Annotated in this window: 14 protein-coding genes; 5 read left to right on the forward strand and 9 right to left on the reverse strand. The window is 69.1% G+C overall.

All coding sequences use genetic code 11. The features are described from left to right. Positions 1 to 47 precede the first annotated feature (47 nt). The 3 genes from ACFV4K_RS07375 (at position 48) to ACFV4K_RS07385 (ending at position 1,644) form a co-directional block, all read left to right on the forward strand. Positions 48 to 848, forward strand: a complete 801-nt coding sequence (locus ACFV4K_RS07375) for a polysaccharide deacetylase family protein (protein ID WP_379272841.1) — start codon at positions 48 to 50, stop codon at positions 846 to 848. Between the two features lie 110 nt (positions 849 to 958). After that, positions 959 to 1,375, forward strand: coding sequence for a type II toxin-antitoxin system Phd/YefM family antitoxin (locus tag ACFV4K_RS07380; RefSeq protein WP_379272843.1), 417 nt, complete (start codon positions 959 to 961; stop codon positions 1,373 to 1,375). Further along, positions 1,372 to 1,644 carry a Txe/YoeB family addiction module toxin gene (locus ACFV4K_RS07385; protein ID WP_379272845.1) on the forward strand — a complete coding sequence of 91 codons (273 nt, stop codon included), beginning with the start codon at positions 1,372 to 1,374 and terminating at the stop codon, positions 1,642 to 1,644. The genes ACFV4K_RS07380 and ACFV4K_RS07385 overlap by 4 nt, the downstream gene beginning before the upstream one ends. Positions 1,645 to 1,777: 133 nt before the next feature. Here ACFV4K_RS07385 and leuS read toward each other — a convergent pair whose 3' ends face one another. After that, complete coding sequence (gene leuS, locus ACFV4K_RS07390) at positions 1,778 to 4,651, reverse strand: leucine--tRNA ligase (RefSeq protein WP_379272847.1); 2,874 nt, start codon at positions 4,649 to 4,651, stop codon at positions 1,778 to 1,780. Between the two features lie 272 nt (positions 4,652 to 4,923). On the opposite strand from leuS, the gene ACFV4K_RS07395 reads away from it, so the two are divergent. Further along, complete coding sequence (locus ACFV4K_RS07395; RefSeq protein WP_379272849.1) at positions 4,924 to 5,337, forward strand: SdpI family protein; 414 nt, start codon at positions 4,924 to 4,926, stop codon at positions 5,335 to 5,337. 1 nt (position 5,338) lies between these two features. Here the strand turns inward: ACFV4K_RS07395 and ACFV4K_RS07400 are convergent, their stop codons facing one another. Genes ACFV4K_RS07400 through ACFV4K_RS07420 form a run of 5 tightly spaced genes read right to left on the reverse strand, consistent with a single transcriptional unit; the run spans position 5,339 to position 8,401 of the window. Continuing rightward, complete coding sequence (locus tag ACFV4K_RS07400) at positions 5,339 to 5,770, reverse strand: GNAT family N-acetyltransferase (RefSeq protein WP_379272850.1); 432 nt, start codon at positions 5,768 to 5,770, stop codon at positions 5,339 to 5,341. Between the two features lie 14 nt (positions 5,771 to 5,784). After that, positions 5,785 to 6,207, reverse strand: coding sequence for a cupin domain-containing protein (locus ACFV4K_RS07405; RefSeq protein WP_379272852.1), 423 nt, complete (start codon positions 6,205 to 6,207; stop codon positions 5,785 to 5,787). 27 nt (positions 6,208 to 6,234) lie between these two features. Next, positions 6,235 to 6,585, reverse strand: a complete 351-nt coding sequence (locus tag ACFV4K_RS07410) for a hypothetical protein (protein WP_379272854.1) — start codon at positions 6,583 to 6,585, stop codon at positions 6,235 to 6,237. Beyond that, a complete protein-coding gene (locus ACFV4K_RS07415; RefSeq protein WP_379272856.1) occupies positions 6,582 to 7,466 on the reverse strand; it encodes a DUF692 domain-containing protein in 885 nt (294 codons plus the stop codon). The genes ACFV4K_RS07410 and ACFV4K_RS07415 overlap by 4 nt, the downstream gene beginning before the upstream one ends. Beyond that, positions 7,463 to 8,401 carry a TIGR04222 domain-containing membrane protein gene (locus ACFV4K_RS07420; protein ID WP_379272858.1) on the reverse strand — a complete coding sequence of 313 codons (939 nt, stop codon included), beginning with the start codon at positions 8,399 to 8,401 and terminating at the stop codon, positions 7,463 to 7,465. The genes ACFV4K_RS07415 and ACFV4K_RS07420 overlap by 4 nt, the downstream gene beginning before the upstream one ends. Positions 8,402 to 8,528: 127 nt before the next feature. Here ACFV4K_RS07420 and ACFV4K_RS07425 point away from each other — a divergent pair, with 127 nt between their 5' ends. Further along, positions 8,529 to 9,497: a bile acid:sodium symporter family protein gene (locus ACFV4K_RS07425; RefSeq protein ID WP_379272859.1), complete on the forward strand. Its 969-nt coding sequence runs from the start codon at positions 8,529 to 8,531 to the stop codon at positions 9,495 to 9,497. On the opposite strand, the gene ACFV4K_RS07430 is transcribed toward ACFV4K_RS07425, so the two are convergent. From ACFV4K_RS07430 to ACFV4K_RS07440, 3 genes are read right to left on the reverse strand one after another with little or no spacing between them, the layout of a single operon-like run. Further along, positions 9,451 to 10,569: an aminotransferase class I/II-fold pyridoxal phosphate-dependent enzyme gene (locus ACFV4K_RS07430; RefSeq protein ID WP_379272861.1), complete on the reverse strand. Its 1,119-nt coding sequence runs from the start codon at positions 10,567 to 10,569 to the stop codon at positions 9,451 to 9,453. The two genes, ACFV4K_RS07425 and ACFV4K_RS07430, sit on opposite strands and share 47 nt — an antisense overlap. Next, positions 10,566 to 11,609, reverse strand: a complete 1,044-nt coding sequence (locus ACFV4K_RS07435; RefSeq protein ID WP_379272863.1) for a 3-oxoacyl-ACP synthase III family protein — start codon at positions 11,607 to 11,609, stop codon at positions 10,566 to 10,568. Before ACFV4K_RS07435 ends, ACFV4K_RS07430 begins: the two co-directional genes overlap by 4 nt. 9 nt (positions 11,610 to 11,618) lie before the next feature. After that, positions 11,619 to 12,278 carry an SRPBCC family protein gene (locus ACFV4K_RS07440; protein WP_379272865.1) on the reverse strand — a complete coding sequence of 220 codons (660 nt, stop codon included), beginning with the start codon at positions 12,276 to 12,278 and terminating at the stop codon, positions 11,619 to 11,621. Positions 12,279 to 12,280 lie beyond the last annotated feature (2 nt).

Here is a 12,280-nt window from a genome sequence, read left to right on the forward strand (position 1 = left end):
GCACAGAATTGGTGACCGGTTCACGCCGTATGGATATAACGAACGCGATGGACAGACGACAGCTGCTCGCGATGCTCGCCGCGGGCACTGCGGCCGCCTTGACCGGGTGCTCTTCGGAGGGCCCCACCCCGAAGGTGACCCCGCGGATCAGTGGACCCGTCGCGACGCCTACGCCGTCCGCGGCGCCGAAGTCGATCGCCGGGCCGCCCGCCGCGCCGAAGTCCGCGATTCCCGCGGGCACGATCACGGCGCTGCCCGGGCACGGCAACAGCCTGGCCCTCACCGTCGACGACGGCGCCAGCCCCGAGGTGGTCGGGGCCTACGTGAAGTTCGCCAAGGACACCGGGGCCCGCTTCACCTTCTTCGTCACCGCGTACTACGACTCGTGGACCACGCACAAGGCCGCGCTGCGGCCGCTGGTGGAGTCCGGTCAGATCCAGCTGGGCAATCACACCTGGGATCACCCGGACCTGACCAAGCTGTCCACGACCGAGATCGCCGCCCAGCTGACCAAGGCGAAGTCCTTCCTGCACAACAACTTCGGCGTGGACGGGACCCCCTATTTCCGTCCCCCGTTCGGCCGCCACGATGCTACCGTCGACAAGGTGGCAGCCGATCTCGGTTACACCGTCCCCACCATGTGGTACGGCTCGCTGTCCGACTCCGGTGTCATCACCGAGGACTATCTGATCGAGTGCGCGCAGAAGTACTTCAACGCGCAGGCCATCGTGATCGGCCACGCCAACGCCCCCGCCGTGACGCACTGCTACGACCGTCTGGTCGAGATCATCCGTGCGCGCAACCTCTCACTGGTGACCCTCAACGACGTGCTGGTGTCACCGGCCTGACGGCTGCGCCGGGGGCGCCTGAGTTTCGTTCGGATGAGTAGGTGAGGGCAGGGGCCGGGAGGGGAAGGAGACCCTGGTTCGACTGTACAGCTTTCTGTACAGTAGTGGGCATGAAGCCCATGACCTACACCGAAGCGCGCGCCAACCTCGCGTCCGTCCTCGACACCGCCACCGAAGACCTCGAGGAGGTCGTCATCACCCGCGCCGGACATGAACCGGCCGTAGTGGTGTCCCTGCGTGAATACGAGGCACTCAAAGAGACCGCCTACTTGCTCGGCTCCCCCGCCAACGCCCGGCGGCTGTACGCGGCCCTCGAGGCCGACCGCTCCGGTGGTGGCACCGTGCGTGAACTGGTGGACGTACCCGCCGACGACCTACCCGCCCCTACCAGCGCCCGCTCGGCCAAGGTGCGCGAATTCGCCCTCGCCGACGTGACATTCGCCGCCGAACCGGTCAAGGTCGCAAAGGCGGTTGCCGCCAAGCGCCCCCGCAAGGTTGCGGGCCGCAAGGCCAAGGCGGCGAAATGACCAGTGCCACAAAGCTTCTGTTCATGGAACAGGCGTGGGAGGACTATCAATGGTTCCTCACCAACGACAAACAGACCGTGCGTCGGATCAACCGGCTGATCGAGGACATCAAACGCAACGGCTATGAGGGCCTGGGCAAACCCGAACCGCTGCAATACGACTTCAAGGGCTACTGGTCGCGGCGCATCACCTCCGAGCACCGCATCGTGTACCGGATCGAGGACGACACCGTGCACATCCTGCAATGTCGCCACCACTACGGGGACTAGTTCGGGCTCCGGGTCGCGGGCCATCGACACCTGGACAACAACCGGCCCCGCACCTTCGACCGCCCCCGAACCCCCAAAAGCCCGGGCCCGCGTGCGCAATGCACACGCGGGCCCGAATGTTCGGGATTCGGTGTCAGGCGACGATGTTCACCAGGCGGCCGGGCACCACGATGATCTTGCGCGGCGGCTTGCCGCCCAGCAGCTCGGCGATCTTCTCGTCGGCCAGGGCGGCGGCCTGGACCGCGGCCTGATCGGCGTCGGCGGGGACGCTGATCCGGCTGCGGACCTTGCCGTTGACCTGGATCGGGTACTCGACCGAATCCTCCACCAGCAGTGCGGGATCCGCCTTCGGGAAGGGGCCGTGCGCCAGTGCGGTGTGGTGGCCCAGGCGTTCCCACAGTTCCTCGGCCACGTGCGGGGACATCGGGGCCAGCATCAGGACCAGCGGCTCGACCAGCTTGCGGGGAGCGCCGTCCCCGTAGTTCTTGGTCAGGTAGTTGGTCAGCTCGATCAGCTTCGCGCCCGCGGTGTTGTCGCGCAGGTTGGCGTAGTCGTCGTCGACCCCGGCGATGGTCTTGTGCAGCAGGCGCAGCGCCTCGGCCGAGGGCTCGGCGTCGGTGACCTTCAGCGCGCCGGTCTCCTCGTCCACGGTCAGTCGCCACACGCGCTGCAGGAAGCGGTGCGCGCCGACGACGTCCTTGGTCGCCCACGGGCGCGAGGTGTCCAGCGGACCCATCGACATCTCGTAGAAGCGGAAGGTGTCCGCGCCGTACAGGTCGCACATCTCGTCGGGGGAGATGGCGTTCTTCAGCGACTTGCCGATCTTGCCGTACTCCTGGAAGACCGCCTCCTCGACGCCGGAGGCGTTGGTCCAGAAGAACTTTCCGTCCCGCTCCACGACCTCGGCGGCGGGCACGTAGGCGCCGCGCTCGTCGGTGTAGGCGAAGCCCTGGATGTAGCCCTGGTTGAACAGGCGGCGGTACGGCTCGAAGCCGGACACGTCACCCAGGTCGAACAGCACCTTCTGCCAGAAGCGCGCGTACAGCAGGTGCAGCACCGCGTGCTCCACGCCGCCGACGTACAGGTCCACGCCGCCCGGATCCTTCGGACCGTGCTCGGCGGTCCGGGGGCCCAGCCAGTACTTCTCGTTCTCGGGGGCGCAGAAGGCCTCGGTATTGGTCGGGTCCGCGTAGCGCAGCTGGTACCAGGAGCTGCCCGCCCAGTTGGGCATGACATTGGTGTCGCGGCGGTACTGCTTGGGGCCGTCGCCCAGATCCAGTTCGACGTGCACCCATTCGGTGGCCTTGGCCAGCGGCGGGGACGGCTCGGAGCTGGCGTCGTCCGCGTCGAAGGTGACCGGCGCGAAGTCCTCCATCTCCGGCAGCGTCACCGGCAGCATGGATTCCGGCAGCGCGTGCGGCGCGCCGTCCTCGTCGTAGACGATCGGGAAGGGCTCGCCCCAGTAGCGCTGGCGGGCGAACAGCCAGTCGCGCAGCTTGTACTGAACGGTGCCCTTGCCGTGGCCGTCGGACTCCAGCTGGGCGATCACCTTGGCCTTGGCGGTGTCGATGTCCAGGCCGTCCAGGTATCCGGAGTTCACCAGGGTGCCGTCACCGGTGTAGGCGGCCTGCGAGATGTCGCCGCCCGCCACGACTTCCACGATGGGCAGCCCGAAGGCGGTGGCGAACTCCCAGTCGCGCGGGTCGTGGCCGGGGACGGCCATGATGGCGCCGGTGCCGTAGCCGGACAGCACGTAGTCGGCGATGAAGATCGGCACGCGGGCGCCGTTCACCGGGTTGGTGGCGTAGGTGCCCAGGAAGACGCCGGTCTTCTCCTTGTTCTCCTGGCGCTCCAGATCCGACTTGGCCGCGATCGACTTGCGGTATGCCGCAACGGCTTCGGCAGGGGTGTCGGCATTGCCGAAGGTCCAGCGGGCCTCGGTGCCGGACGGCCAGGTGGTGCCGGTCAGCCGGTCCACCAGCTCGTGCTCGGGCGCGACCACCACGTAGGTGGCGCCGAACAGGGTGTCGGGGCGGGTGGTGAAGACCTCGATGATGTCCGAGCCGGCCTCGAACTTGACCTGCGCGCCCCGCGAGCGGCCGATCCAGTTGCGCTGCATGGACTTCACGTTCTCCGGCCAGTCCAGCTCGTCCAGGTCGTCGACCAGGCGATCGGAGTAGGCGGTGATGCGCATCATCCACTGCCACAGGCGCTTGCGGAACACCGGGAAGTTGCCGCGCTCGGAGCGTCCGTCGGCGGTGACCTCCTCGTTGGACAGCACGGTGCCCAGGCCCGGGCACCAGTTGACCATCGAATCGGTCTGGTACACCAGGCGATAGGAGTCGACCACGGCGTTGCGCTCGACCGGCGACAGGTCGGCCCAGGCCCGGCCGTCGGCGGGAGACCGCTTGCCGGAATCGAATTCGGCGATCAGCTCGGTGATCGGGCGCGCCTTGTTCAGGCCCTCGTCGTACCAGGCGTTGTAGATGCGCAGGAAGATCCACTGCGTCCACTTGTAGTACTCGGGGTCGGTGGTCGCGAACGACCGGCGGCGGTCGTGGCCCAGGCCCAGCCGGTCCAGCTGCCGCTGCATGGTCGCGATGTTCGACATGGTGGTGTCGCGCGGGTGCGCGCCGGTCTGCACCGCGTACTGCTCGGCGGGCAGGCCGAAGGCGTCATAACCCAGCGCGTGCAGCACGTTCCGGCCGTGCATGCGGTGGTAGCGGGCGAACACGTCGGTGGCGATGTAGCCCAGCGGGTGTCCGACGTGCAGGCCCGCGCCCGACGGGTACGGGAACATGTCCTGGATGAACAGCTTGTCGGCGGGAACGCCGGCGGCCAGCGGGCCGACCGGGTTGGGCGCGAAGAAGGTGCCGCGCTCCTCCCAGCTGCGCTGCCACTTGCGTTCGACGCGGCCGGCGAGGTCGGCGTTGTAGCGGTGTGCGGGAACGTCGCCGCCCCCCGCCGCGGTCGCGGTGGGTGTTTCGGTTGCACGGGTGTCCTGCACGGTCCTGCCTTCGCTGTCCAGCCAATCCCCGATAAAGGTCGCTCACCAGGGTAAAGCGCGCCCACCCCACGCCCCAAAAAGGGGTCCGCCCCGGCAACCGCCTTTGTGACCGCGTCTACAGGTTCGCGGCCGTCCCGATTCTGGACTGCGGCTCGATAGACCTCCGCCTTGGAGCGGGGGAGCGAAGCGGAGGAGCGGAGGAGGGAAGAATCGGGACCAGGGGCCGCGAACCCGCCCGGAGCGAAGCGGAGGGCAATCAGATCCCGTGTACCGTGAGCCGAGTGTTCTTCCTGGCGCTGATCCTCTTTGTCCTCGCGGCTGTGGCCGTGGTCACGGGTGTGCTCGGACTCACCGGCACCCTGCCCGGCAACCGCTATTTCGGGGTGCACTCCGACGCGGCGCTGAAGACCGAGGAGGCCTTCGAGCTGGCCAACAAGGTGGCCGGGCCGACCTCCATCGTCGCGGGTCTGCTGCTCGCGGCGAGCGGCGCGGTGGCGCTGGTGTCCGGGGGCGTCCCGGCCCTGGTGCTCGCGGCGGTCGCCGTGGTGATCGCCCTGTTCACCATGGGTGCGGGCGCGGCGGCGGCGGAGAAGGCCATCGCGAACGCGTTCCCGGAGGAGAAGGTCGGCGGGTGCGGCAGCGCCTGCGGCGGGTGCTCGCTGCGCGACACCTGCGAGACCGCCTGACTCAGTCGGTGAGCGAGCGCCGCATCCAGATGTGCGGGATGCCCGCGTCCATGCCGATCTCCCCGAACTGCCGGTAGCCCAGCTTCTCGTAGAAGCCGGTGGCGTGGGTCTGCGAGTGCAGTTCGATCGCGACCAGTCCGCGGGCCCGCGCCCGCTCCTCGATGGCCCGGACCAGGGCCGCGCCGAGCCCGGTGCCGCGGGTCTCGGCCAGCACGGCCAGCCGCCCGAGGATCCCGATCCCGTCGCGCACGAGGAGCCGCCCGGCCCCCGCGGGCCGGCCGTCCAGCAGTCCCAGGAAATGATCGGCGACCTCGTCTAGCTCGTCGATCTCGATCTCCTCCGGCACGCCCTGCTCGGCGACGAAGACCTTCAACCGCACGGCGTAGGCGTCGGCGAGTTCCCGCTCGGTGCTGACGGTGACGACCTCGATCATGAACCCAGCATGCCTCAGTGCGCCGGATCACTCGCCGAGGGTTCGCCCGCGCAGGGCGGGGTCGGAATGCCCCGCGAGAGCGGGCTGCCCTTCGGATTCACGTAGAACACGGTCAGCATGACGGGCCGCCCGCCGCTATTGCGTGCCAGATGCGCGTGCGCGGCACCGCTGGGTTCCCGGAAGATTCGCCACGGCCGCACGGTGACGGGCGTGCAATCCGCCCGCGGATGATCGAGCACGCCACCGGTGACCAGCACGAACAGGGTTCCGTCGTGGTAGTGCCAGCCGGTCCGGCCGCCCGGCTGGAGGATCGTCCGGCGCAGCACGAATTCCCACCGCGCCACACCGAATCGGAACAGCACCCGACTGGCCGTCCCGGTCGCCGGTGCGGGATTGGGCCGGAAGCCATGTCGCGGATCACGCCTGGAGAAGACCACGATCCATCATTGCCGATCCGGTCGGCGTCAGTGCCGACCGCGGCCGAACAGTCGCGCCCGCAGGCCGCGGCGCGGGCGCGGGTCGGGCAGGCCGGCCGATGCGGCGAAGGCGGCCGCGTCCTCGGGGGTGCTGGTCTTCGGGCGGGTGCGCGCCCACGCCAGATACCGGGCGCGGAAATCGGGTCCGGCGGCGACGGCCAGTCCCGGGAAGCGCCGCGCCACCTCGTCGGCCCGCTTGTGCAGCAGGCCGTGGGCGGTGGCCGCCAGGTCGCCGGTGTCGAAGCCGGGCGGCGGACTGTCCCCGGCGACCAGGGCGCGCACGATCGCGGCCTGCTGTTCGGCGAGGGTGCCCGCGGCGCGCTCCGATTCGATGGTCATGCCGGAATCGCCTCCGGGCGCAGGGTGACGGGCGCGCGGCCGGACGCCGCGGCGATGGCGTTCAGTTCGGCGGCGAGTTCGGTTGCGGGCGGGTAGTTTCCGTCGCGCTCCAGCATGAGCGGGACCGATCGCCCGGTGGCGAACGCGGCGACCAGGTCCAGGACCTCGGCGGGGACGCTGTGCACATGCGTGTCGATGTAGCGTCCGTCCGACTCGTGGCCGCCCGCCACATGGCAGTAGGCGACCCGTTCGGCGGGCAGTCGCAACAGCTCGGTCAGTGGGTCACGTGACGTATTGCGGGCATTGGCATAGACATTCGCGATATCGAGCAGTAGATAGACGCCGGTGCGCTCGACCAGTTCCTGTAGGAACTCCGCCTCGGTGTAGTCGGCGTCCGGCCATTCGAACAGCGCCGCGATGTTCTCGACCGCCAGCGGCACATCCAGCTGCCTGCTCGCACGGAAGATATTGCGCTCCAAGGCATCCAGCGCCTCCCGGGTGCGCGGCACCGGCAGCAGGTGACCGGCTTCCAGTCCGCCCGCGCGCACGAAGGCGATGTGCTCGCTCACCAGCGGCGAACCCAGGGCCCGCGCGCAGTCGGCCAGATGCGCGACCCGCCGGTCGTCCACCGCTTCCGCGCCGCCCAGGGACAGCGAAACACCGTGCGGCACCGCCGGTATCCCGCGCGCCGCCAACGCGGCGAGTTCCTCCGGCACGACTGCCCCGGCGCTCCGCCCGCGCCGGCGCCCGGAACCGTTCGGCGCCAACGTCTCCGCGATGACCTCGCAGAAGCCGATGCCGTCCAGCGTGGCGACCATGCCGCAGATCTCGCGCCGCCAGCCGATGCCCAGCGCGCCCTCGGGAAGCGGTGATCCGGTCATCCGCCGCAGCCTCCTCCGCCGCAGCTGCTGCCGCAGCTGCTGCTACTTCCGCAACTGCTGCCGCCTCCGCTGTCGCTGGTGCCGCAGCTGGATCCGCTGCCGCACGAACTGCTTCCGCCGCCACTGGCTCCGGCCGCGAGATCGGCGGCCCCGGCGAGGGCCGGGTCCAGGGTCCACAACACGAGCGAGCCGTAGAGCGCGACCGCGAGGGCGGCGCTACCGGCGCCGTACGCCGCGTAGGCGGGCGCGTTGGCTGGTCGCAGATGCAGGTTGTTGCTGCGGGCCTGCTCGATGGTGTCGCGGCCGCGTCGGGTCAGCCGCGGCGCGCGCCCCACCACGATGGTGACGACGTCCAGCACGATCATGACGATCACCAGGAAGACCACCGAATGATGGCTCGCCACACCGGCGATCAGGCGGGCCAGTCCGAGCAGCAGCACGGCGAAGAGCGGAAACCTGGCCGTCCGCAGAGCTTTTCGCTGCTGGTCGCCGAAGAGGTAGCCGCGGTAGCTGAGATCCTTGCGCATCCGATCGGTGACGCCGGCGGTCGCGACCAGCATCGACGTCATGTTCAGCTGGTCGGACCGGCTCAGGCTCGCCCACAGGGTGCGGGAGATCTGATCCAGGTCCGAGGCCTCGCCGGCGCTGTAGGGCCGGACCGGTTTGCCGCTGGAATCGATGATCCCGTGGCCGCGCAGCTGTGCGAGCGCCGCCAGCACCGGCCGCCGGTCGTCGACGAGCAGGGCGGTCTCACTGGGCGTCAGGGATCCGGCGGGCGGCCAGGCCGGGTCGATCCGCCGTAGCACGCTCGCCCGGATCGCGTATCCCGCAGCGATCGCCAGCAATCCGGCGATGACATAGAACAAGAGGAAGGCCGGGCCGGATATCCCCCAGGTGTTGGTCGCGGCCGCGGCCGTGACGGTCCCATGGACCATGGCGATTCCCCTCGGGAGTCGTCGTGACAGTCGATCAACTCCAGTATCGCGGCTGCGCGGGTGCCGTGTTATCCGAGCGACCGCGGGGTGGTCATCCGAGGAAACTTTCGGTGATTAGCCTGATCCGGTGCGATTTCTCAGCAAGTTCTACATCGATGGGTTCATTCTGTCGATCCTCGGCATGGTCGTCCTGGCCAGCATCTTCCCGGCCCGGGGCGATGCCGCCGAGGTCGTGAACTGGCTGACGAAGATAGCCATCGCGCTGCTGTTCCTGCTCTACGGCACCCGCCTGGCGCCGCACGAGGCGATCGAGGGCCTCAAGCACTGGCGACTCCACGTGACGGTGTTGGCCTGCACGTTCATCATCTTCCCGCTGATCGGCCTGGCCGCGCGGGTGCTGGTGCCGCACATCCTCACCCCCGACCTCTACACCGGTGTGCTGTTCCTGTGCCTGGTGCCGTCGACGGTGCAGTCCTCGATCGCGTTCACCTCCATCGCCAAGGGCAATGTGGCGGGCGCGATCGTGAGCGCCACGGTGTCGAACCTGCTGGGCGTGTTCCTGACCCCCGCGCTGGTGATCCTGCTCATGAACACCACCGGACAGGCGAGCGTGGATCCGTCCGCGGTGGTGGACATCGTGTTGCAGCTGCTGGTCCCGTTCTTCGTGGGCCAGTTGATCCGGCCCAAGGTGAAGGGCTTTCTGTCCCGCTACGCCGAGCCGACCAAGCTGGTGGATCGCGGGTCCATCCTGCTGGTGGTCTACAGCGCGTTCAGCGCGGGCATGGTGGAGGGCATCTGGCACGCCATGTCGCCGTGGCGGATCCTGGGCCTGGCGGCGGTGTGCTGCGTGATCCTGGCGATCGTGCTGACGGCCACCGGTTTCCTCGGCGAGGCGGTGCGGTTCGATCGCGCGGACCGGATCGTGGTGGTGTTCTGCGGTTCCAAGAAGAGCCTGGCCACCGGGCTGCCCATGGCGACGGTGCTGTTCGCCGGTCACTCGGTGGGCCTGGTCGTGCTGCCGCTCATGATGTTCCACCAGATTCAGCTGATCACCTGTGCGGCCCTCGCAGGACGCTGGGCTCGTACCGCGCCGTGAGCGAGAGCAGCCGGCTGTCCTCGCGCCGCAGCGCGCGGTGCAGTCCGGCGGAGGGCCGGTCGGCCAGGGCGTGCAGCACGGCGCGGTGCGCGCCCGGGTCGCCCACCGCGATGCGGGCGCTGCCGTCCGGGTAGCGCTTGGCCGCGATCCCGGCCCGGGCCAGCGCGGGCGCGATGTCGCGGCCGGGCAGGTACAGGAAGTTGGCGCTCGAGCGCGGCACCCGGATGCCCGCGCGGCGCAGGTCGATCCGGAGCAGCTCGCGTTCGGTGGTGATGCGCAGAATCCGTTCGCCCAGTTCGGCTTCCGCGGCGTAGGACGCGCGCACCGCCGCCACCGCCGGGCCGGGCACCCCGAACGGCAGTTGCACCCGCCGCACCCGCCGCAACGGATCCGGCGCGCCGAAGGCGTAGCCGATCCGCAGCCCGGCCAGCCCGTACGCCTTGGAGAAAGTGCGCAGGACCAGCACATTGGGATGCCTGTGGATAAGTTCGAGCGGGTCCAGTGCGTCGGCCGCGCCGAGGAATTCGACGTACGCCTCGTCCAGGATCACCGGCACCCGGGCCGGGATCGAGCACAGGAACGCCTTCAGTTCGCTGGCCCCGACCACGGTGCCGGTCGGATTGTGCGGGCGGCACACCGCGATCAGTCCGGTGCGGTCGCCGACCGCGCGCGCCATGCCCCACAGGTCCTGGCGGCCGTTGGCGTCCAGCGGCACCGCCACCGGCCGCAGTCCCACCATGTTCGCCATGATCGGATAGCCGTCGAAGGTCGGTGTGGCGTAGACGAATTCGGATCCGCGGCGGGTGAGGGTCTGCATGATCTGCATGGCGACCCCGGTCGCGCCCGTCCCCACCACGATCCGGTCGGCGTCCACCCCGAGGTGCTCGCCGATCAGCCGGGGCAGCCGCTGCGGCAGGAATTCCGGGTACCGGTTGACCCCGCCGAGACTGGTGTCGATCGCGGCGATGACGGAAGGCAATGGCGGAAACGGATTCTCGCTCAGACTCAGGTCGTAGCGGACGGCGCCCGAGTCGCCGCGCAGCCCCGTCGGCCACGGCACCGGGCGCGTCATCGGGCGGCTCCCCAGCGCACGGCGGCGGCTCCCGCGAAGTCACCCGCGTGCGCGAAGGCGGCCATCAGCACCACCGAGCCATTGCGCAGCCGCCCCGCCCGGTTCTCGGCGTCGAGGGTCACCGGAATGCCCGCGGCGAACAGGTTTCCGCAGCTGTCGAAGGTGTCGGGATGCCGTTCGGGCGGCAGTTCCATGGCCTCGTTCCAGTTGCGCAGGAACAGCCGGTTGGGCTGGTTGGTGACGAAGGTGTCGAGATCGCTGGACTTCACGCCGATCCGCTTGCACACCGCCTGCGCGACCTCCGGCACCAGCCGATTGCCGCGCGTCATCACCTTGGCCACTTTGGATTCGGTGAAGCTGACGCAGCCCTGGCCCTCGCCCGGCTCCCAGTACTTGCGGTCGCCATTGGTGCTGAATTCCATATCGCCCGCGAACTCCGGATAGGTGCGGCATTCGATGTCGAGAATGGGCGCGGAGCTGTTCTTCACCAGCAGCCCGACCCCGCAGCCGTCCCCGGGGACGGGGGCCTGCGCGAGCCCGCGGATATCGGGCTGGGTGAACACCGGGCCCGCGCAGTTCTGGGTGCAGGCGATCAGCGCGGTGCGCGCGTCGGTGGTCTGCAGGATCATGCGGGCGGTCCACATCATGTGCACGAACGCCGCACAGCCGCCGTTGTGGATGTCGAAGACCCAGCGCGGCTTCATGTTCAGCCGCCGCGCCACCTCCGGTCCCGCCCCCAGCACGGGATTGTCGGGCAGCTGGGTGTGGGTGAGCAGCACGTCGATGTTCGAGATCTCCGGTGCGCCATGGCGTTCGATGAGCGGGGCGACGGCCTGCTCGACCATGTCCACGGCGGTCTCGTCGCGGCCCACATGGTGACGACCCTGGGGAGCGCGGAACATGACGTTCTTGGCCATCCGGTCCGAGCGTGAGAACTGCGTGAAGTACTCGGTGCCGACCGGATCGCCGGGCAGGTACCCGGCGACATCGACCAGACTGACCGCCGGCGGCATCCGCAGGGCGGGATCGGTGAAGTCCATGGCGCATCCTCACTTCATCCAGGCGGGCTTGATGGGCAGTCCGTGCGAGGCCCGGTACTCCGCGATGACCCGTAGGTTGTCGAGCTCCAATTGGTGCCCGGCGGAGAACATCTCCCAGAAATCGCCCACCCACACCTTGCGCTTGTCCGGCGCGGTGTCCTTGTAGGGGTTCTCGTCGTAGAACGGGTGATGGCAGTTCGTCCACAACACCACCGAGCCCGGCTTGTCGAACACCACCTGGGCGTCGACCACCCGCATCAGATAGACCATCCACAGGTGTTCGCGCTGATCCCAGGCGCAGTGGTAGTCCACGGTCATGGCTTCGGGATTGGCCACCGTGCGGGTGTAGATCCGGGTGCTGTCGCCCATCCGGTCGTAGGACTCCCACAGTCCGGGTTCCTCGGTCTCGGTGAATCCGCGCAGGCTGTAGGTCCACTCCTCCAGGCACCGGGTGTCGGCGAGGTACTCGTACAGGTCGCGGGGCGGGGCGTCGATATAGCCCTGCACCGGGCAGAAGTCGCCGAAGATCTGGTCGTGGGGATACACCGAGCGGAGCATGTCCAGGATGATCGGGGTGGTGGCGTCGCGATCGGAGTTCTCGATCCGCAGCACGCCGGGCACGACTCCGCCCGGAATGTCACTGAGGGCGGGCAGGGCGCTGGTGGTCACGG

The sequence above is a fragment of the Nocardia sp. NPDC059764 genome, from assembly GCF_042732555.1.
Classification (GTDB): Bacteria; Actinomycetota; Actinomycetes; order Mycobacteriales; family Mycobacteriaceae; genus Nocardia.

Bases quoted from the DNA above. Each gene is read 5' to 3' on its own strand.
- ACFV4K_RS07410 (WP_379272854.1), bottom strand. From the start codon at position 6,585: ATGACCATCGAATCGGAGCGCGCCGCGGGCACCCTCGCCGAACAGCAG.
- ACFV4K_RS07380 (WP_379272843.1), top strand. From the start codon at position 959: ATGAAGCCCATGACCTACACCGAAGCGCGCGCCAACCTCGCGTCCGTC.
- ACFV4K_RS07385 (WP_379272845.1), top strand. From the start codon at position 1,372: ATGACCAGTGCCACAAAGCTTCTGTTCATGGAACAGGCGTGGGAGGAC.
- ACFV4K_RS07435 (WP_379272863.1), bottom strand. From the start codon at position 11,609: ATGGACTTCACCGATCCCGCCCTGCGGATGCCGCCGGCGGTCAGTCTG.
- ACFV4K_RS07400 (WP_379272850.1), bottom strand. From the start codon at position 5,770: ATGATCGAGGTCGTCACCGTCAGCACCGAGCGGGAACTCGCCGACGCC.
- ACFV4K_RS07375 (WP_379272841.1), top strand. From the start codon at position 48: ATGGACAGACGACAGCTGCTCGCGATGCTCGCCGCGGGCACTGCGGCC.
- ACFV4K_RS07415 (WP_379272856.1), bottom strand. From the start codon at position 7,466: ATGACCGGATCACCGCTTCCCGAGGGCGCGCTGGGCATCGGCTGGCGG.
- ACFV4K_RS07430 (WP_379272861.1), bottom strand. From the start codon at position 10,569: ATGACGCGCCCGGTGCCGTGGCCGACGGGGCTGCGCGGCGACTCGGGC.
- ACFV4K_RS07420 (WP_379272858.1), bottom strand. From the start codon at position 8,401: ATGGTCCATGGGACCGTCACGGCCGCGGCCGCGACCAACACCTGGGGG.